Source organism: Niallia sp. HCP3S3_B10, assembly GCF_052064465.1.
Taxonomy (GTDB): Bacteria; Bacillota; Bacilli; order Bacillales; family Cytobacillaceae; genus Niallia; species Niallia hominis.
The window spans coordinates 1-18656 of sequence record NZ_JBQHVO010000028.1; the positions used below are offsets into that span (position 1 = coordinate 1).

General features: G+C 34.9%; 22 protein-coding genes. 7 read left to right on the plus strand and 15 right to left on the minus strand.

From position 1 onward, the window contains the following. Positions 1 to 132: 132 nt before the first annotated feature. Positions 133 to 1065: a manganese-dependent inorganic pyrophosphatase gene (locus ACTNDN_RS13280; protein WP_031537649.1), complete on the minus strand. Its 933-nt coding sequence runs from the start codon at positions 1063 to 1065 to the stop codon at positions 133 to 135. Between the two features lie 298 nt (positions 1066 to 1363). Then, positions 1364 to 2698 (minus strand): type I glutamate--ammonia ligase, encoded by a 1335-nt coding sequence (gene glnA, locus ACTNDN_RS13285; protein ID WP_031537647.1) that lies wholly within the window; start codon positions 2696 to 2698, stop codon positions 1364 to 1366. 658 nt (positions 2699 to 3356) lie between these two features. Between glnA and ACTNDN_RS13290 the strand changes: the two genes are divergently transcribed. Beyond that, positions 3357 to 4577, plus strand: a complete 1221-nt coding sequence (locus ACTNDN_RS13290; RefSeq protein ID WP_031537646.1) for an aminotransferase-like domain-containing protein — start codon at positions 3357 to 3359, stop codon at positions 4575 to 4577. Continuing rightward, entirely contained in the window at positions 4577 to 5560 is a 984-nt protein-coding gene (locus ACTNDN_RS13295; protein ID WP_031537645.1) for a D-2-hydroxyacid dehydrogenase, read from the plus strand. The genes ACTNDN_RS13290 and ACTNDN_RS13295 overlap by 1 nt, the downstream gene beginning before the upstream one ends. A gap of 54 nt (positions 5561 to 5614) precedes the next feature. On the opposite strand, the gene ACTNDN_RS13300 is transcribed toward ACTNDN_RS13295, so the two are convergent. From ACTNDN_RS13300 to ACTNDN_RS13320, 5 genes are all read right to left on the minus strand, one after another. After that, positions 5615 to 6004, minus strand: a complete 390-nt coding sequence (locus ACTNDN_RS13300) for a rhodanese-like domain-containing protein (RefSeq protein ID WP_031537644.1) — start codon at positions 6002 to 6004, stop codon at positions 5615 to 5617. A gap of 79 nt (positions 6005 to 6083) precedes the next feature. Further along, complete coding sequence (locus tag ACTNDN_RS13305; RefSeq protein ID WP_192840937.1) at positions 6084 to 6488, minus strand: GNAT family N-acetyltransferase; 405 nt, start codon at positions 6486 to 6488, stop codon at positions 6084 to 6086. Positions 6489 to 6503: 15 nt separating this feature from the next. Further along, positions 6504 to 6635, minus strand: a complete 132-nt coding sequence (locus ACTNDN_RS13310) for a hypothetical protein (protein WP_269320382.1) — start codon at positions 6633 to 6635, stop codon at positions 6504 to 6506. A gap of 246 nt (positions 6636 to 6881) precedes the next feature. Continuing rightward, positions 6882 to 9587, minus strand: coding sequence for an aconitate hydratase AcnA (acnA, locus tag ACTNDN_RS13315; RefSeq protein ID WP_031537643.1), 2706 nt, complete (start codon positions 9585 to 9587; stop codon positions 6882 to 6884). A 223-nt stretch (positions 9588 to 9810) separates the two neighbouring features. Continuing rightward, positions 9811 to 10068, minus strand: coding sequence for a hypothetical protein (locus tag ACTNDN_RS13320; protein WP_031537642.1), 258 nt, complete (start codon positions 10066 to 10068; stop codon positions 9811 to 9813). 155 nt (positions 10069 to 10223) lie between these two features. On the opposite strand from ACTNDN_RS13320, the gene ACTNDN_RS13325 reads away from it, so the two are divergent. After that, the gene (locus ACTNDN_RS13325; RefSeq protein ID WP_031537641.1) at positions 10224 to 10367 is read left to right on the plus strand and encodes a small acid-soluble spore protein P; all 144 of its coding nucleotides are present in this window, start codon (positions 10224 to 10226) and stop codon (positions 10365 to 10367) included. Positions 10368 to 10465: 98 nt separating this feature from the next. On the opposite strand, the gene ACTNDN_RS13330 is transcribed toward ACTNDN_RS13325, so the two are convergent. Then, positions 10466 to 11023 (minus strand): hypothetical protein, encoded by a 558-nt coding sequence (locus ACTNDN_RS13330; RefSeq protein ID WP_441131308.1) that lies wholly within the window; start codon positions 11021 to 11023, stop codon positions 10466 to 10468. Between the two features lie 207 nt (positions 11024 to 11230). Here ACTNDN_RS13330 and ACTNDN_RS13335 point away from each other — a divergent pair, with 207 nt between their 5' ends. Further along, positions 11231 to 11590 (plus strand): FlxA-like family protein, encoded by a 360-nt coding sequence (locus ACTNDN_RS13335; RefSeq protein WP_031537638.1) that lies wholly within the window; start codon positions 11231 to 11233, stop codon positions 11588 to 11590. A 274-nt stretch (positions 11591 to 11864) separates the two neighbouring features. On the opposite strand, the gene ACTNDN_RS13340 is transcribed toward ACTNDN_RS13335, so the two are convergent. From ACTNDN_RS13340 to ACTNDN_RS13360, 5 genes are read right to left on the minus strand one after another with little or no spacing between them, the layout of a single operon-like run. Next, entirely contained in the window at positions 11865 to 12164 is a 300-nt protein-coding gene (locus ACTNDN_RS13340) for a spore coat protein (protein ID WP_235249361.1), read from the minus strand. Continuing rightward, the gene (locus ACTNDN_RS13345) at positions 12161 to 12382 is read right to left on the minus strand and encodes a hypothetical protein (protein WP_031537636.1); all 222 of its coding nucleotides are present in this window, start codon (positions 12380 to 12382) and stop codon (positions 12161 to 12163) included. The genes ACTNDN_RS13340 and ACTNDN_RS13345 overlap by 4 nt, the downstream gene beginning before the upstream one ends. A gap of 17 nt (positions 12383 to 12399) precedes the next feature. Next, complete coding sequence (locus ACTNDN_RS13350; protein ID WP_441131309.1) at positions 12400 to 13536, minus strand: zinc-dependent alcohol dehydrogenase; 1137 nt, start codon at positions 13534 to 13536, stop codon at positions 12400 to 12402. Between the two features lie 18 nt (positions 13537 to 13554). Beyond that, the gene (locus ACTNDN_RS13355) at positions 13555 to 13923 is read right to left on the minus strand and encodes a spore coat protein (protein WP_031537631.1); all 369 of its coding nucleotides are present in this window, start codon (positions 13921 to 13923) and stop codon (positions 13555 to 13557) included. Then, positions 13913 to 14185 (minus strand): hypothetical protein, encoded by a 273-nt coding sequence (locus ACTNDN_RS13360; RefSeq protein WP_031537628.1) that lies wholly within the window; start codon positions 14183 to 14185, stop codon positions 13913 to 13915. Before ACTNDN_RS13360 ends, ACTNDN_RS13355 begins: the two co-directional genes overlap by 11 nt. A gap of 218 nt (positions 14186 to 14403) precedes the next feature. On the opposite strand from ACTNDN_RS13360, the gene ACTNDN_RS13365 reads away from it, so the two are divergent. Together ACTNDN_RS13365 and ACTNDN_RS13370 are read left to right on the plus strand one after the other, a co-directional pair. Further along, positions 14404 to 15162 carry a TraR/DksA C4-type zinc finger protein gene (locus tag ACTNDN_RS13365; RefSeq protein WP_235249383.1) on the plus strand — a complete coding sequence of 253 codons (759 nt, stop codon included), beginning with the start codon at positions 14404 to 14406 and terminating at the stop codon, positions 15160 to 15162. 108 nt (positions 15163 to 15270) lie between these two features. Next, on the plus strand, positions 15271 to 15654 hold the full coding sequence (locus ACTNDN_RS13370; protein ID WP_441131310.1) for an Hsp20/alpha crystallin family protein: 384 nt from the start codon (positions 15271 to 15273) through the stop codon (positions 15652 to 15654). Here the strand turns inward: ACTNDN_RS13370 and ACTNDN_RS13375 are convergent. Beyond that, entirely contained in the window at positions 15649 to 16284 is a 636-nt protein-coding gene (locus ACTNDN_RS13375) for a hypothetical protein (RefSeq protein ID WP_031537623.1), read from the minus strand. The genes ACTNDN_RS13370 and ACTNDN_RS13375 overlap by 6 nt on opposite strands. A 13-nt stretch (positions 16285 to 16297) precedes the next feature. Then, positions 16298 to 17689 (minus strand): MocR-like pyridoxine biosynthesis transcription factor PdxR, encoded by a 1392-nt coding sequence (pdxR, locus tag ACTNDN_RS13380; RefSeq protein WP_235249393.1) that lies wholly within the window; start codon positions 17687 to 17689, stop codon positions 16298 to 16300. A 127-nt stretch (positions 17690 to 17816) separates the two neighbouring features. Between pdxR and ACTNDN_RS13385 the strand changes: the two genes are divergently transcribed. Beyond that, positions 17817 to 18362 (plus strand): pyridoxamine 5'-phosphate oxidase family protein, encoded by a 546-nt coding sequence (locus tag ACTNDN_RS13385; RefSeq protein ID WP_031537619.1) that lies wholly within the window; start codon positions 17817 to 17819, stop codon positions 18360 to 18362. The last annotated feature ends 294 nt before the right edge of the window (positions 18363 to 18656 follow it).

The following is an 18656-nucleotide window of genomic DNA, read 5'->3' on the forward strand; positions in this document are numbered from 1 at the left end:
ATTATACAATAAAAAAAGGATAGTTCCTTCAAATAATGAAGGACTATACCTTTTAGATTATGAACATTTGGAGGACTTTTTCAGTGGCCTCAATTAAATGGACTGTTTCTTCTTTTCATCATTTAGCACCTTTTATAGTTCATTAAAGGCTTCTGTTAAGACTGGTACGATTTGTTTTTTGCGTGACACAACACCTTTTAATAAAGCTGTGTTCGTTTCTAGCTGTACGTTAAATGCTTTTTCTACTGCCTGTGCTTTATTACCTAAAGCAACAGCAACAGAATCATTATTTAGAATATCTGTTACAACAAGAAGGAATAAATCTAAGCCTTTTTTAGTAATGATCGCTTGAATAGAAGATTCTAATTCTGCTTGTTTAGAAATGACATCATTTGTGTCAACTGCATTTACTTGGGCAATTTCCACTTTGTATGTACCCATTGAGAATTCTTTCGCATCAATGCTTAATAATTGATCAACTGTTTTGTCGCTTAGATCTGCACCGGCTTTAAGCATTTCTAAACCATACTCTTCCGCATTCACACCAGCAATCTCTGCTAATTCTTTAGCAGCTTGTACATCTTGCTCTGTGCATGTTGGAGATTTAAATAATAAAGAATCAGAAATGATTGCGGAAAGCATTAGCCCAGCAACTTCTTTCTTAATTTCCACATTATTTTCTTTATACATTTTATTCAAAATAGTAGCTGTACATCCTACTGGTTCTGCACGATAGTATAAAGGATCACTTGTTTCGAAGTTTGCAATACGATGATGATCAATAACTTCTAAAATTGTTACATCTTTAATGTCTTCCACACTTTGCTGAAACTCATTGTGGTCAACTAAAATAACAGACTTTGTTTCTGAACTTGCTTTTTCGATGAAACGAGGAGCTTCCTTTTTAAAATAATCTAAAGCGAACTTTGTTTCGGCGCTAATCTCACCTAGACGAACAGCTTCCGCTTCCACTCCAAGCTCTTTTTTTAATTCTGCATATGCAATAGCAGAGCAAATAGTATCCGTATCCGGATTTTTATGACCAAAAATCAATACTTTTTCCATTTAGCAAATCTCCTTATTACCATAATCTGATGACGTAATAACTAAAATCATACATCCCACTTTATTTTATCATAACTTACCAAAATTTAAAGAAAAGAACAGAAAAAAGAGGCGATTTTGCTTGGCATTTAATCACAATTTAATGTTTGAAAAGTAGAATGCCACACTAGCTAAACAACAGACCCCATTTATCTATACTTATAAAAGAAATAAATAAAACTGCAAACAAACTACCCATACAGGTGTTTATTTGCAGTCTAATAAGAGTTTGAAGCTCCTATTCTATTTAACTAGTATATTAGAATTTATATTGATAGTTTTCGATTTCCCAAGCATGAATTGTAGTACGGTAGTTATCCCACTCTTCTTTTTTAGCAGCTACATATTCAGTAAATACGTGCTCTCCAAGAGTTTTAAGACCAATTTCTCCAGCTTCAAGTTCTGCGATTGCAGCATCTAAACCACCAGGTAAGCTATCAATGCCAAGTTCTTCACGACGTTCATCTGTCATATGGAAGATATCTTCGTTAATTGGTGCTGGAGCCTTCAAGCCTTTTTCTACTCCATCTAATCCTGCAGAAGCAATAACAGCAAATGTTAGATAAGGGTTTGAAGATGGATCTGGACAACGAAGTTCAACACGAGTTGCCATTCCACGTTTTGCAGGAATGCGGATTAATGCTGAACGGTTGGATGCAGACCATGCTAAGTAACAAGGTGCTTCGTAACCAGGTACTAAACGCTTATAAGAGTTTACTAGCGGATTCGTAATAGCTACGAAATTTTTAACATTTTCTAATACACCAGCAATGAAAGAATATGCAGTATCAGATAACTCTAAATCATTGTTTGCGTCATAAAAACTATTGTCTCCATCCTTAAAGAATGACATGTTAACATGCATTCCAGAACCATTTATTCCAAATACTGGTTTTGGCATAAATGTAGCATGCAAACCATATTGAGCAGCAATTGTTTTTACAACCCATTTATATGTTGTAGCTAAATCAGCAGCTGTTAATACATCTGCATATTTGAAATTAATTTCATGTTGCCCTTCTGCTACTTCGTGGTGAAGTGCTTCAATTGTGAAGCCCATTGCTTTCAAAGTTTTGAAAATTTCCACACGAACTTTTTCCCCTAAATCTTTTGGTGATGGCTCAAAATAACCGCCTTTGTCACCTAATTCAGTAGTTGGATATCCATTTTCATCCGTAGCAAATAAGAAGAATTCTAATTCAGGTCCAACTGAAATCGTATATCCTTTTTCAGCTGCACGTTCAACAGTTTTCTTAAGAACATTTCGTGTATCGCCTTCAAATAAAGTACCATCTGGGTTTGTAACAGAGCAAAGGAAACGAGCTTCTGAATAACCTTCTGTTTCTGTCCAAGGTAATACTGCAAATGTGTTTAAATCTGGTAGTAAATAAGAGTCTGATTTGTTAATGGGAGAAAATCCTTTAATGGATGAACCATCAATCATGATTTTTCCTTCTACAGCATCATCTAATTGTTGTGCAGTAATAGTAATGTTTTTTAAAATGCCTTCAATGTCCACAAATTGTAGATGTAATAATTCTACACTTTTTTCTTTAACGATACTTTCAATTTTCTCTAATGTAAATTCAGCCATGTTAACTTACCTCACAATTCATGTTCTATTATCTAACTTGCTTTCATTATAAGGAATTATTTCTCTTAAAACAATGTTTTTTTATAATTTTTTAAAAATTATATTAGGTAGCGCTTTCATCCCTTTTCGTCGTTTTTCTCCTGTTATTGACACTATTCGCTAAGTGGATAAAGTAGGCATATGTCGAAATAATAGATTTGTATGATTCTTTTCCATATAGCTACTTTTGTAAGAATTAGTAAGCATAAAGTAAAGTGGATCTACCATCTGTAACTATTTCCACTATACTCTCTGTTGCGTAGTTAAACTATCCAGACCTTTAACGGCTGTTAAATAACCACCTACCCTCCCTTAACTCTTATAGTCATATTGTTTTTCCTATTTCACTTCTGAATTTCGTGTATTAAATAATTTTTATTATAAATTAATAAAATTCCGAATTTTTGTTATTTTATGTACTTTTTATCTTCTAATCTCTTGTTTTCTTTTATTTTTAAAGTTTTTTAATATTTCCCATTACGAAATAAATAGCTTATATTAATTGAAATAGCCTTTTTAAGAAAAGGAGTGACTTATTATCCTTTTAACAAGCAATGAACGCATTAGATAGTAAAGCTCTCTTTAATTTTTTTAAAATAACATATGGACGGTGGTAAACATGCATCTATTAAAGCAATTTTCATTTAGTAAAAGGTTCCCTGAAATAGAAGTTGTCGGATCTGCTTTTGCAGGGAAACAAGATGATCTGATCCCTTTATCTTTTGGCTTTCCTGCACCTGAATCTCTTCCAGTTGATAAAATGACCGCAGCGACAGAAGCTGCAATGAATACACAAGGAAGACAAGCTTTGGCTTATAGTGGTGGAACTGGTCCTAAGAACATCCTAAATTGGATTAAAGAGCGATCTAAGCTGAGAGAAATTGAAGCAACAGAAAAAGAAATTATCGTTACTGCAGGAAGCTCCCAAGCGATTGATTTAATCACAAGAACACTCACAGATCCTGGTGATGATATATGGGTAGAAGCACCAACCTTTTTTGGAGCCCTTAAAACATTTCGCTTAGCGGAAACGAATTTGCTTTCTTTTCCAATCGACGAACATGGCTTACGAGTGGATCTAGTCGAACAAGAGCTAATTCAACGGGTAAAAAATAATCTTCCTTTGCCAAAATTGATGTATATCATTCCAAATTACCAAAATCCAGGTGGCGTCAATTTATCTATTGAAAGAAGAAAACGCCTTGCTGAATTGGCTTATGAATACAATTTCTTTATTATTGAGGATGACGCCTATGTGGAGCTTTCCTTCAATAAAAACTACACTCCAGCTATTTATTCATTTGGACCTGAAAGAGTTATTTACTTAAGTACTTTTTCAAAGATAATCGCACCTGGCTTACGACTTGGTTGGGCAATTGGATTAAAAGAAATAATCGAAAAAATGCAAATTTTAAAAATAGATGGGTTAACAAGTGTGTATGTACAAGAAGTCACAAAGAATTTACTTGAACAAATAGATATGGATGAACAAATCAATAATTTGAATTCTATCTATCTTTCACGTAAAAACGCGATGGTTTCTGCGATAAAGCAACACTTTGGTGAAGATGTTTCCTTTCATGAACCACAAGGAGGTTTCTTTCTTTGGCTTACTTTCCCAGATGACATTGATACTAGTGAGTTTGTTGATGCCGCAATGCTGGCTGGTGTTTCCTATATCGCTGGTAAGCATTTCTTCTTACAAAACGAGGGATACAATCATATGCGTTTATGTTTTACTTTCTGTGAAGAAGAAATTATCCAAGAAGCAATTAAACGACTTGCAAAAACCTATTATGAGCATGTTAATAGTAAACAAATGATTGAGGAAGCAAATTAATGACTAATGTATCAAATATGCCTAAAATTTATATCAGAAGAACTATACCAGAAAAGTATCTTGCTCAAATATCTGCATTAGGAGCAGAAGTTATTGTGGATCATTGGGAATACGGAGAACCTGAACCACCGATAAGCCAGGATATTAGTGACTGTAATATTGTGTTAACTTTAGGTTTAACTGATACCCTATCGATTTTGAAAAATGCCCCAAATATAAAATGGGTGCAATCATTAAGTGTTGGTCTGGATGCTCTTTTACATGAGGAAGTAAGAAAGAGTGATATTGTTATTACGAATACAAAGGGTTGCACATCTGTTCCAATCGCAGAACATACAATTGCGATGATGGCTGGTTTGGCAAGAGGAATACACTTAATGATTCGAAACCAGCTGGACAATAGGTGGGCGCCCACTCCTATTACGGACCTTTCAGGCTCAACAGTTGGAATAATTGGCTATGGGGAAATTGGAAAACAAATTGCTAAACGGGCAAAAGCATTGGATATGTTTGTCATCGGCTGTAAGAAAAGACCTTCCAAATTATCTGGTGAGGATCCTGCAGATAAAATCGTTGGTCTGGACCATATAGATGATGTGATAGCAGTGGCTGATTTTCTTATTCTTGCTTTGCCTTCAACCCCTGATACATACCAGCTGATTAACAAGGAAAGATTAGCAAAAATGAAAGAAAGTAGTTTTCTAATTAATATTGGAAGAGGAAATACGATCGAAGAAGAGGAACTCATCCATTTATTAAACGAGAAAAAAATTGCTGGAGCTGCATTGGATGTATTTGAGGTAGAGCCTTTGCCACATGAACACCCATTATGGGAGGTGGAAAATGTTATTATATCTCCACATAATGCCTTCTTTTCGCCAAACACTATAAATCGTTACATGGAGGTATTTCTAGAAAATATCCAGCGATTTAAAGATGGCAAAGACCTAATCAATGTAGTTGATAAACAATTGGGCTATTAATAAGGAAAAAACTGCCGAATTTAATCTCGGCAGTTTTTTTACTTGCTCATTCACTTATACTGTTTCAAACCCTTCTTTTTTCCATGCAGTTGTTCCGCCTTCGATAAAAGCAACATCAGTAAATCCCATTTGTTTTAATAAATATGCACCAAGTGATGCTTGTCCACCAAGACCGCATGTAACAAGAACTGGACGATTACGATCAGCTAATTCTGGATCTCTTAATTCTTCCGGCAATTCCAAATCAGCACGAATTGGAAGCATTCCTAAAGAGATATTAACAGAGCTTGGAATTAAGCCACATGCTCCTGCATCTGCTGCATCTTGCACATCAATTATGTAAGTGTTTGGGTTTTCCTCCATTTTCTTTTTTGCTTCTACAGATGAAATTCCAGGTACATTCTTTCTTGCTTCTTCGACTAGTTGACCAAAAGTTAATGGCATTTACATCACTCCTTATATTATCTAACATTTACATAGTAACAAAATTTTCCTCCATTTACTAATAAATCGCTTCCTTTTTTTACTCAGACAAGAACCTTGACATTATAATGGTAGAATAGTATTCTCCGTCTTCAAGTAGTTTATCCTTTTTTAATATTCCTTCTACTTCAAATCCAAATCGTTTATATAATTTTATTGCTTTCTCATTCGTTTCGATTACAGATAGTGTCATTTTCGCCATTTTATTTTCCGTTGCCCATGTTAAGGATGCTTGTAATAATTTCGGTCCAACTTTATAGCCCCAATAGTCCTTTAATACTCCAATGCCAAATTCTACTTTATGCATAAGACGTTTCAAGCTAGTGCCTTCGCATCGTGAAAAAGCAATAATTTGACCTGTTTCTGTTTCAGCTAGTAAAAACAATCGATTGAATCCTTGTAAATCTGTATGAATCAATTGTTTAAAATCATTTGGAGTTAGCATCCCTTCACCAGGATTTCAATCAAAGAAAGATGTTTCTCCATCTATTTTTAGCCTTATTTGCGAAAGTTGATCTGCGTCTTTTTCTTCTGCACATCTTATCGTATAACGTAATCCATTTTGATGATAAGAAATGGGAATTATTTTCATGAAATAGTATTCTCCTTCATTTAAGATTGTAAATATATACTAATATTATAAAAAATTACGCTAAGGTATGTAGAGGAACTATTAAGTCAATAGAATGAATCAATAAAAATCCTACTAAGATAATAATTCCTAATGAAAAAAACTCTCTCTAGAATGAGACATTTTGTCTAACTATTGAGCATTAACTTACCCAAAAAGCTAGAAAAAACTTGTCAACCTTCCATAGAGAGAGCTTCTCTTAATCTATTAGTTTTTTAATTTCTCACGTAATACCATTGGCAAAATACCACCATGGCGATAGTAATCAATTTCTACTTCAGAGTCAAAACGCACTAACGCTTCGAATGTAATCTTCTTTCCATCTTCTGTAGTAGCTGTTACTTCTAAGAAATCACGTGGTTTAACCGTTTCGTCTACATATACGTTAAATGTTTCTTTTCCCGTTAAACCTAAGCTTTCAGCATTCTCGCCCTCTTTAAATTGTAATGGAAGTACTCCCATTAACACTAAGTTAGAACGGTGAATTCTCTCAAAGCTTTCTGCGATAACTGTTTTAATACCTAATAGGTTTGTTCCTTTTGCAGCCCAGTCACGAGATGAACCCATTCCGTAATCTTTTCCTGCAATAACCATTAAGCCAGTTCCTTCTTCTTTGTACTTCATACATGCATCATAAATGGAGGTTACTTCACCTGTTGGCCAGTGCGTTGTGAATCCACCTTCTGTTCCTGGTGCAATTTGGTTACGAATACGTATATTCGCAAATGTTCCTCTCATCATAACTTCATGGTTACCACGACGAGAACCGTATGAGTTGAAATCACGTGGCGCTACACCATTATCTTTTAAGTATTTACCAGCTGGAGTATTTACTCCGATTGCACCTGCAGGAGAGATATGGTCAGTCGTTACCGAATCGCCGAACTTCCCTACAACTCGCAAGCTTTTTAATGGTAATACTTGTTCAGGATCAGGCTTTAATCCTTCAAAGAACGGTGGGTTTTGAATATAAGTAGAAGTATCATCAAAACTATATAACGAATCACTGCTTGTTTGAATTTCGTTCCAGCGCTCATTATCATCAAATACTCTGTCATATTCTTTATTAAATAGATCAGGCGTAACTGTTCGATGAACTAGTTCGTTTACTTCTTCTGTAGATGGCCAAATATCCTTAAAGAATACATCGTTACCATCTTTATCTTTTCCAATAGGTTCTTTTTGTAGGTCAATATCCACTGTTCCAGCAAGTGCATAAGCAACAACCAATGGTGGTGAAGCTAAATAGTTTGCTTTTACTAGCGGATGAATGCGGCCTTCAAAGTTACGGTTACCAGATAATACACTTGTTACAAGTAAATCGGAATCTGAAATAGCTTTCTCAATTTCTTCTTTAAGCGGACCTGAGTTACCGATACATGTCGTACATCCATAACCTACAAGGTTGAATCCAATTTGCTCTAAATATGGTAGTAGTCCAGAATCTCTTAAATAACCAGTAACTACTTTAGAACCTGGTGCTAAAGATGTTTTCACAAACTTAGGTACTTCCATACCTTTTTCTACTGCTTTTTTCGCAACTAATCCTGCACCAACTAATACATATGGATTGGATGTATTTGTACAGCTTGTAATCGCCGCAATTGCAACAGAGCCAGTCTTCATTGTAGTGGAATCTCCATTTGCAAAATCAACTACTACTTCTTTATCAAATTCGTCTGCTTTTAAGCCAAAACCTTGGTTTCCTTCTGGTGCTGTTACAGACGCATTAAATACCTCTTTCAATTTAGAAAGTGGAATTAAATCTTGCGGTCTTTTTGGACCAGAAAGATTTGGCTCAATTTCTGCTAGGTTTATCTCTACAACATCTGTATATACCGGTTCTAAATTCGGATCGAAGAATAAACCGTTTTCTTTACAGTAAGCCTCAACAACATTGATTTGCTCTTCGGAACGCCCAGTTAAGCGCATGTAGGATAAAGATTCCTTATCGACTGGGAAGAATCCACAAGTTGCTCCATATTCTGGTGCCATATTCGCAATGGTTGCACGGTCTGCAAGTGGTAATTGCGGGACACCAGGTCCATAGAATTCAACAAACTTTCCGACTACACCTTTTGAACGAAGTACTTGTGTTACTTTTAAGGCTAGGTCTGTTGCAGTAGAACCGTTTGGCATTTCACCAACAAGTTTTACCCCTACTACTTCTGGTACTGGAAAATAAGAAGGTTGTCCCAACATACCTGCTTCTGCTTCAATTCCACCAACACCCCAGCCAAGCACACCGATACCGTTAATCATTGTTGTATGAGAATCAGTACCAACTAATGTATCTGGGAATGTTTCGTATTCGCCCTCTGGCGTTTCATTAACATGTACTACATTTGCTAAATATTCTAAATTTACTTGGTGAACGATACCGGTTGCTGGCGGTACGGCACGATAATTATCAAATGCCTTTTGCGCCCAGCTTAAGAATTGATATCTTTCTGCATTTCTTTCGAATTCTAATTCCATATTTGCTTTTAATGCATCTGGAGTTCCGTATTTATCTACCTGGACACTGTGGTCGATAACTAGGTCTACTGGTTTCTCAGGATTAATTTTACTAGGATCTCCGCCTAAGTCAGCCATTGCTTTTCGTAGAGAAGCAAGGTCAACAACTGCAGGAACGCCTGTAAAGTCTTGGAGGATTACCCTCGAAGGTTTAAATGGAACATCAATTTCCTTTACCTCATCCGTTCCCCATTTTGCAAGATTTTCTACATGCTCTTGTTTAATAACAAAATCGTCCATTTGTCGTAAAACTGATTCTAGTAACACCTTGATAGAATAAGGCAATTTCGATACTTTACCGATTCCCTTCTTTTCCAAAGCTGCTAATTGATAGTAATGATAGCGCTTCCCACCTACTTCAAATGATTGGCGGGCATTATAAAAATCCTTTGCCATATGTATTACCCCCTCATTGTAATCATATACCAAAAATAGAAAAATAGTCGAACAATTTGATCACTCTATTATCTATTTACCATCTATAATTTTAATACAAGGAGCATGATAAGTAAATAACAAGTAAGTTATCAAATACGATAAGTTTTTCTTATTGACTTTCATTTTCTTGCTGAAAAAATAGACCATCGAAAAAGACTGGCTTTTCAGATGGTCTCCTATTTTAGATTTCGTTTACTTCGTCAACAATACTTTTTAAATCTTTTTGAAAGCTTTCTAATTGCTCCTTTTGATGCTCAGAAGCTACTTCCAAAGCATTTTCAATTTGTTGATATGTTTCATTTATTTCTTGTTTTAAATGCTTAAGCTGATGTCCATAATTAGCTGAGTCTTTTACTATATCCTGATAAAGATTCTGCGTTTCATACAAATTTCGTTGGGCATCTTGAAAAGCTTCTTGTTTATTACTATGATAAGGCATGTTCATATCCTCCTGCATTATATATTCATGTTGCTTACCAATAAGTTGTGCAGAGAATCATAAAAATATGCGGTATAAATGTCGGCTTGAAAAACCATTCTATAAAGGTAGTGAAGCAATACCTCTTCATGAAAAAACGAAAGGAGAGAATACAAATGAACAAAAATGATAGCAAAGATATGAGAAGAAACGCGCCTAAAGGGAATCAATCAGGACAGCCCGAGCCACTTAGCGGTAGCAAAAAGGTTAAAAATCGTAACCATTCAAGACAAAAGCATAACAACCACCATGATATGTAAGCAACACTAATTTATTTTTAATATATTATACTTGTCACACATTTACATGATCATATATGTGGTAAAAAGAGCCTTCTCAAAGTTGAGTTGGGCTCTTTTTACTTCTGATAAAAAGCAACAAAGAATTTTGTCAATCCATAAGCAAGCATTGAAATAATAACATCTATTAAAAAAACATGAAAATTATTTAGTCCTTTTACAAGGGCAATAAATCCAATTTTCTTTTCAATAGGAACAAATAGGAAGGCAATTACAGCAGCCAATACTATGGACCATAATAGATAATTCTTATCCTGTTTTATACAATACTGATATAATAGCATAAAAGAAACGGGAAGAAAGGAAGATGTTATTCCAATGGCTTGTGGTAAGAACGGAAGAAGAAAATAATGATGATCCATAAGCCCCAATCTGATCAATATTATTTCTGTATAAGTCCATAGCATATGTACAGTGTATCCAAAGAATAGAATTTGAAGTGCTTTCCATTTATCCAGTTTTATTAAAAGAACAATAAGTGGGAGAATTAAACAGGTTAGAATAATCCAAAATTGCCAGCTAGTCCAATCAGAATGCTCATGCCAATAGGAACTAATTAAAGAGGATACTTTCGCGCTTGCGTGGTTAATTTTACTCCAATACTCTTCAACTGACATAGTATTTCCTCCCATTAAAATTATTTATCTATTCTTCTGTAATTTGTCCTAGATACGTCATTTTATACTTAGGTGAAATGACTCTTTTTTAGTTATAAACCTATCTATCATGCCGTTATTTTAAAGTTTTGCTATAAAATCTTAAGAAAAAATAAAGAAATCTTTCTTATAATTAATTATTATTAAATAGGAAGGGAAAGAGAAAGCATGATACAATCTATTTCAAATACCAGCACAGGAATTACTAGCACAAGCACCCGTTCCTCTGATGTGACCAATCAAATTAAAACATTAGAAGCCCAAAAACAACAATTACAATCACAGCAAACTCAAATTGAGCAAAATGAAAGCATTCAAGAAGAAGAAAGAGAAAAACAGATTGAACAGCTTAAAAAGCAAATTTCTGAAATAGAAGAACAGATTCAAGCACTGCAGAATCAGAAATCAGAAGGAAGTAGTAGTTCCAATACAGCTTCAAAAATACAAGAAGATAATATACTTATCAGTAGGGAAGCATACACTTTGTACAAGGATTCAAAAAAAGAAACGGAGAATAATCCAAAATAGTCCATATATCAAAAGTGAATATCCTATTCTTCACTTGATAAATATTGTTCAAAGCTTTGCTAAGATAGTGAGACCGATTTCAAGAGGAAACCGGTCTCCGTTATCTTTTATACTGAATAAATCTTAGCCAATGCTTTCAATAGTATTTTTTCAAACTTGTATTGTCATACAAGCCAATTGTTTTTTTAGTTATGAAATGATTCATGCCTTCAGTAAGCTGTCATTGTGAATAATTCATGTTATCTGGTCTCCACGAACTTCTCCTATTTTTTCATTACAATATAGGCAAATTTAAGGCTGTATCAATATTTTGCAAATTAAGATTGATTTGTTCCTTTGGCTCAAAAGCGTGATACCAGCCTTTTTCAGCCATATAACTTGATAATCTTTCATGCATATCAAGTGCTTCATCTAAATGACGTCCGAGTATCTCTTTTATTTCAGGATGAACAGTTTCCGTTATTGCCATAGAATAATTTCTGATTCCGCTTTTTACTGAAATTAATAAATCAGTCGCAATCATTTGATCGGTTAAAGCATCCATGCCTGTCAAATATTCAATAATAGAATTCATTGCATTTTCACTCCTAAGCCTTCCATCTCTTTCGCTTTTGATAAGATAGAGGAAAATTCTTGTAGCTGTCTAGTTGAAAGGTCTACATCCTCCATCATCATATCTTTTAGCAGAGGGTCTGATACTAACGCACGCATTGTTTTGGATTTTGTCAAACAAATCGTTTTAAAAGTAGCTAATTCTTGAACCTCTAGCACCTCATGTAAACAATAGTTCATTTTATTCCCTTCTTTCCTTATGGTTTGAGAACAACTTTTATACAATTGTCTGTTTTCGTATCAAAAATTTCATAGCCGTGCTTTGCTTCACTAAGAGGTATAACGTGGCTAACTACATCACTTGGATCAATTTTGCCACTAGAGACTAATTCAAACATATATGGCATATAATGAATAACCGGTGCTTGTCCAGAACGAATATTAACATTGCGCTGCATAATATCCCCTAATGGAAAACCATTATATCTACCACCATAAACCCCTGTTAGTTGAATGGTTCCACATTTGCGAACTGCTTGGGCTGCCATGACTAGGGCACTCATTGTTCCGCCTTGTAGCTTCATGCCACTTGCTAGAAATTCTAGGTCATTCATCTTCCCATCCATTCCAACCGCATCTATTACAACATCTGCTCCACCTTTTGTGATTTCCTTTAAATAGTTTCCTACGTTTTCATGCTGTTCAAAATTAACTATTTCTACCTTATTCGTCCGTTTAGCATGTTGAAGCCGATAATCAATGTAATCTACAGCTATCACACGCTTTGCTCCTTTTAGCCAAGCAAACTTTTGTGAAAAAAGCCCAACAGGTCCACAACCAAATACAATGACCGTATCACCTTCCTTAACACCTGCATTATCAACACTCCAAAAACCTGTTGTCATTGCATCGGAAATTACACTTAGCTTTTCATCGGGCTCCTCACAAGTTTCTGGAATTTTAAAATGGGTAAAATTAGCAAAAGGCACCCGTAGATACTCTGCTTGTCCACCTGGATAGCCACCTGTATTTCCTGAATAGCCAAAATAGGCACCCATATCTCCATGATCATTGGAATTATCACATTGACTCTCCAAATTATTTTTACAATACTGGCATTCTCCACAAGCAATATTAAAAGGAATAATGACTCGATCCCCTTTTTTTAGTTTCGTTATACCGGGTCCAATTTCTTCCACAATTCCCATCGGTTCATGGCCAATTATATAATTTTCCTCTAAATTTGGAATCATTCCATGAATTAAATGCAAATCAGATCCACAAATAGCAGTGCTCGTTACCTTTATAATCATGTCATCTGCCTTTAAAATCTTCGGATCCTCTACTTCTTTCACTTCCACATTTTTAATTCCTTGATATGTTACTGCTTTCATTCCATATACCCTCCAAGTTTAATGCGCATCAGGTGTCCGATCAAACATTCCTTTGCGATTTGTTTCACCAGTAAATAAGTTCATATTTCCAATCATTATTGTATTCTTTGCAGAAAGCTGGTCCAATTGATATTGCTCACTTAAATCATGGGGATGAAACCACTTTTTTTCCAACATCAATTCGGTAATTTCTTGATGCATTTGAATTGCCTGCTTAAGCTGTTTGCGCAAGAGAATTCTTAAATCAGGTGATGCTGTTTCAGTTAGTGCTACTGCTAAATTTCTTACTCCTTCTTTAGCGCGAATAAGAAAATCGGTTGCTAAGGTTGTATCAGCAAGCTCTGGCATATTTAATGCATTAATGGGATCAAGATAGTCATTGTTCAACTTTTATACCTTCCTCTCCATCTAAAATTGGTGTTGGACGCATTTCTGGGATTACCGTTTCAAATGGGCCATTCTTATACATTTCTTGTAGTTCTGACAGTGCCAGAATAGACTGTTCAACATCTTTTTTCATTAAATTTTTTAAGTCTTGGTCAAAAACAAGACCTTGCATTAACTTTGATTTTGCTATGCATAGTGTTTTAAAATTGATAACTTCATGTAAATCCAATGATTCATGTGGAGTCAAGCTTTTGCTTTCCATGACCAATTACCTCCTGTCTTAATAAGAATTACTTAGCTATTTTCTCCTTCTTTCGTTGTCATCTCACTAACAATATTTAACAATTAATTCCTTTTATAATAAATCCTCTCTATTTCGGTAAAAGAGAAAATAAAATTATGTACATTTTCCCTTTAATGTTCTTGTTTCTTTTGCTCATACTAATAAAGCAAATGACTTCTTGAAAGGATTAGGTTCTTATGCTAAATAAACAACAAATGTCCCATTTTCAAAAAGTATTAGATGAACAGAAAATAGATTTAGAAGTAAGATTTGATCAAAATGATAATTTAGGATTGAAAGATGGGCATTACCATGAATCTGTTGGAGAGTTATCAAGTTATGATAATCATCCAGGTGATGAAGGAACAGAGCTTTATGAGCGTGAGAAGGATATCGCCCTTGCTGAACATTATCATCATGAATATATGGGAGTTTTAAATGCTTTAAAAGCAATAGACGAAGGAACATACGGAAAATGCGCAACCTGTTCTCAAGATATACCGATTGAAAGATTGGAGGTTATTCCTACTACACTTTATTGTAGGGAACATTCTCCTGATCAGAAAATTTCTGAAAAGCGACCTGTGGAAGAAGAAATTTTAATGCCTCCTTTCGGCAAGTTTGATATGGATAATAAAGATGAATCTGTCGTATTTGATGCAGAGGATTCTTGGCAGGAGGTTTCTAGCTGGGGAACATCCGAGACGCCATCTGATTTTGCCCATCCAGTCTTTGATCATTATAATGACGTATACACAGAGAGCAATGAGAATATTGGCTATGTGGAAGATTACGAAAATTTCATCGGTGTAGATATAGAAGGGAAAAATATAACTGTCTATCCGAATGAGCAGCATAAACGATATGAACAAAGCTTAGACGAAGAAGGCATTATGACAACATTTGGTGACTTGCCTGCATATGAGCATGAACCTTATGTTGAAAATGAGGATTAAAATTATTTGTCTTTCTTAGGGGAGAGTATTCTCCCCTATACTTTGTAGATTCTCCGTCACTCTTTCCCCCTCTTTAGAATATGCTACATATACTAAGGAGGACTTAATATGAATGATGATAACTGGATTCATTTAATGGATGAATGGTTTAAAAATCATTTTCTTGATCCACTTACTTCCGTATTAGATGAAGCAGAATTTCGCATTGATGTATATGAAACAGAGAAGGAGTATATTGTCGAAGCATTTTTACCAAATTGCCGGGCAGGCGATATTCATATTTCAGTTGAAAAAAATCTCCTAATTATTAAGGCATTCCTTCAAGATTCGATTTCTTCTGAGAAAAAGAGGAGAACAATTGATTTTCCGATTGCTATAACTCAAAATCCAATACATGCTGTATACACAAATCAAATTCTTGAAATTTTCATTCAGAAAGAAAAGCAACAGAACTATTTGCAATCATCTTCTGTCCCAATTCAAAATCTATAAAGATAATTCCCTTTCATATGTTTTTAACAATGTATAATATTGGATGCCTTTTGTATGCTTTAAAGCACTTTTAGCATGCCTTTTCGCAATGTCCTCTTCCCCATTTTTTAACGCAATTTCTGCTAATAGTGCTTCTTTCATCCATTTTTTCTTTATCGCTTTCATCGACTTATTAGCTTCTGCTAATTTATTTTCTTTAATAAAAATCAATGTTCGATAGTACAGCTTTTGTTCTGATTTCTTTATTTTCTCTACCTCTTCCCCAAGATATAACGTCTTATCAAAATAAAGAGAAAATATAATCGTGAAAAGAGCATACTGAGACTGATACTTTTTCTGTTTTATCAGTTTCCGATAGCTCGTAATCACCCTTTTATCGTCTTTATTGCTTATCGCATAAACAAAGCTGTAATAGGGATGCTTTCTATTTTTTTTAAATAGCTTTTCCAATTTATTTATATTTCTCGTTGCGTTAACACTAATCAATGTTGTTAAGTACATGATGATTAGGACTATAATATAACAAATTAATATATTCAGAGTGACAGGAAATGAAAAATAGTTGTCCAATAGAAAGAAAGTAAAAAAAGCAACTATTATCCCAATAATAAACGTTATTACGGAAACCAAAACTATTCCTCCCTTATGTAAATAAAGCACGTGCTAATCGTTGTATTCCTTCTTTTATTTCCTTTTCTTCCAATCCCCCAAAACCTAGTAAAAAAGGATATCTGTCTTTTTTCTCTGTATAATAAGATTCCGTTGTATAAATTTTAATCCCTATTCTTTCTGCTTCTTCAAGAAATCTATCTTCTTTATTTGGAATACGGATAAGTAAATGTAAACCAGCCTTCTCCCCAATTACTTGCACTTGCTCTCCCATATATTCCTTTATGCATTGGACTAAGAACACATATTTTCTTTCATATACCTTGCGCATTCGCTTAATATGGCGTTCAAAATCTCCGTTATGAATAAAGCTTGCCAATGCCTGCTGTAAAAGTGGAGAGCTTGCTTGTGAATCAGGCCTCCTTTTTTCTTTCCATTTTTCAAGCAACACGTCTGGTAAAATCATATAGCTTATTCGTAGAGATGGCAAAAAAGCCTTTGAAAATGTCCCTAAATAAATGACTCGATCCTGTTGATCAATGGCTTTCATGCTTGGAATTGGCGCTCCTTGAAAACGGAACTCACTGTCATAATCATCTTCTAAAATATAGCCATCTCTTCTTTCTGCCCATTTTAATAGCTCTATACGTTTTCCAATAGGCATAATCTTCCCTATCGGAAATTGATGAGAAGGGGTAACATATGTAAGGTTACATGCACTGTTTAGAAGTGCCGACAAGTCATGCCCGTCCTCTTCTAAAACAGGTATTGATTGAATCGGGATTCCCCTTTCCATAAATACATTTCGTACTCCATCATATCCTGGCTCTTCCATCCCAATAAATAAGGACTTATCTTCCATAAGAGATAGCACTAGATGAATTAAATGTTCTGTCCCTGCCGTAATGACAAGATTGTCAGCAGTAGTTTGAATGCCCCGAGATCTATATAAATACCCAACCAATTCTTCTCTTAATGCTAATTCTCCTTGTTTATTGCCATACTTCATCCAGTGGGTCTGATTGTCCTCCATGACGGCTTTAATCGTCTTCTTCCAACCGTTTAGAGGGAAATTAACCCCATCAATATCTCCATAATGAAAGTCTATACAAGCATTTGTACCCGTCTCTGGACTTTTTGCAACTACTTTTTTCTGTTGCTGTGCTGTATATTCATAGCTAGGTAATGCAACAACCGTATAGCCACTTTTCTCCTTGCTCTCCACATATCCTTCCATCCATAATTGTTGGTATGCATCAATCACTGTATTTTTGCTAATATGCAAGAAACTCGCTAAATAGCGAATCGACGGTAGCTTTGTCCCAGCTTCTATTTTCCCTGTCAAAATCTCCTGTTTAAAATAGTGATACAACTGTATGTATACAGGCTCCTTCTTATCTTTATGCAAATGAATCGCAATATTCACGTTCTTCCCCCTATTTTTCGATGCTATTTAAATTTGTACCTATAAAATTATCTTAAACTGTTCCTATTGAAATGACTATTTATATTTTAAAATATAGAAACAATACAAGGAAGGGATGGAATAAATAATGAATGCGATGCGACAATCAACGATGGAAGTGACAGACAAGGAAAAAATTAATGATTTTTTACATAAAACAAATATAGGGCATCTTGGATTAGTGGATGAAAATGTTCCATATGTTATTCCATTAAATTATGTTTGGTTCCATGAATGTTTATACTTTCACGGTGCCAGTGAAGGCAGAAAAACGCGGATTATCCTTAAAAATAACCATGCTTGCTTTACTGTCAGTGAAGCAAGAGGCGTGATGAGCAATCCCATACCAGCTAAAGTAGATACTGCCTATATGAGTGTTATAGTCTTCGGAGAAGTTACACTGCTTGAGAATATCAATGAAAGCCGTGATGTCATGCAGGCAATGCTAAATAAGTATGTACCTGGATATTATGAGAAACCGCTCGCTAAATCTCATTTAGAAAGATATGTCTCGGCATTGGGGAGTAAAACAGCTATTTATAAAATTACTCCAAGCCATATTTCAGCAAAAGAAAATAAGTTAGATGAAGTAGCAAAATTCACCCCTGGTAGAACGATTAAAATGGATTCGTAAAGATGATTGGAATGGATGGATAGCCTAATTATTATCGAGTTAAGTTTTTGTCTTTTATCCTCTAACTCTAACGCTCCCATTTTTGGATGTTTTAGGCTATCCTTCTGTTGCCTTTAGAATGCTGTGCTCTCGCTTTGGGCACTGACGACCGGACAATATATCTTCTATCATGCTTTGAATCATATATTAGTTTTTCCAATCATACCCCACTGCTCATCAGCCCTATCCTCCACTTCCTCCCAAAATAAATTTTCCTATTCACGTATTATTTTCATAAAATGACAAACACTACCA

Coding starts and splice junctions, on each gene's coding strand:
- ACTNDN_RS13280 (WP_031537649.1), bottom strand. CDS start 1,065: ATGGAAAAAGTATTGATTTTTGGTCATAAAAATCCGGATACGGATACT.
- glnA (WP_031537647.1), bottom strand. CDS start 2,698: ATGGCTGAATTTACATTAGAGAAAATTGAAAGTATCGTTAAAGAAAAA.
- ACTNDN_RS13290 (WP_031537646.1), top strand. CDS start 3,357: ATGCATCTATTAAAGCAATTTTCATTTAGTAAAAGGTTCCCTGAAATA.
- ACTNDN_RS13295 (WP_031537645.1), top strand. CDS start 4,577: ATGACTAATGTATCAAATATGCCTAAAATTTATATCAGAAGAACTATA.
- ACTNDN_RS13300 (WP_031537644.1), bottom strand. CDS start 6,004: ATGCCATTAACTTTTGGTCAACTAGTCGAAGAAGCAAGAAAGAATGTA.
- ACTNDN_RS13305 (WP_192840937.1), bottom strand. CDS start 6,488: ATGCTAACTCCAAATGATTTTAAACAATTGATTCATACAGATTTACAA.
- ACTNDN_RS13310 (WP_269320382.1), bottom strand. CDS start 6,635: ATGAAAATAATTCCCATTTCTTATCATCAAAATGGATTACGTTATACG.
- acnA (WP_031537643.1), bottom strand. CDS start 9,587: ATGGCAAAGGATTTTTATAATGCCCGCCAATCATTTGAAGTAGGTGGG.
- ACTNDN_RS13320 (WP_031537642.1), bottom strand. CDS start 10,068: ATGCCTTATCATAGTAATAAACAAGAAGCTTTTCAAGATGCCCAACGA.
- ACTNDN_RS13325 (WP_031537641.1), top strand. CDS start 10,224: ATGAACAAAAATGATAGCAAAGATATGAGAAGAAACGCGCCTAAAGGG.
- ACTNDN_RS13330 (WP_441131308.1), bottom strand. CDS start 11,023: ATGTCAGTTGAAGAGTATTGGAGTAAAATTAACCACGCAAGCGCGAAA.
- ACTNDN_RS13335 (WP_031537638.1), top strand. CDS start 11,231: ATGATACAATCTATTTCAAATACCAGCACAGGAATTACTAGCACAAGC.
- ACTNDN_RS13340 (WP_235249361.1), bottom strand. CDS start 12,164: ATGAATTCTATTATTGAATATTTGACAGGCATGGATGCTTTAACCGAT.
- ACTNDN_RS13345 (WP_031537636.1), bottom strand. CDS start 12,382: ATGAACTATTGTTTACATGAGGTGCTAGAGGTTCAAGAATTAGCTACT.
- ACTNDN_RS13350 (WP_441131309.1), bottom strand. CDS start 13,536: ATGAAAGCAGTAACATATCAAGGAATTAAAAATGTGGAAGTGAAAGAA.
- ACTNDN_RS13360 (WP_031537628.1), bottom strand. CDS start 14,185: ATGGAAAGCAAAAGCTTGACTCCACATGAATCATTGGATTTACATGAA.
- ACTNDN_RS13365 (WP_235249383.1), top strand. CDS start 14,404: ATGCTAAATAAACAACAAATGTCCCATTTTCAAAAAGTATTAGATGAA.
- ACTNDN_RS13370 (WP_441131310.1), top strand. CDS start 15,271: ATGAATGATGATAACTGGATTCATTTAATGGATGAATGGTTTAAAAAT.
- ACTNDN_RS13385 (WP_031537619.1), top strand. CDS start 17,817: ATGAATGCGATGCGACAATCAACGATGGAAGTGACAGACAAGGAAAAA.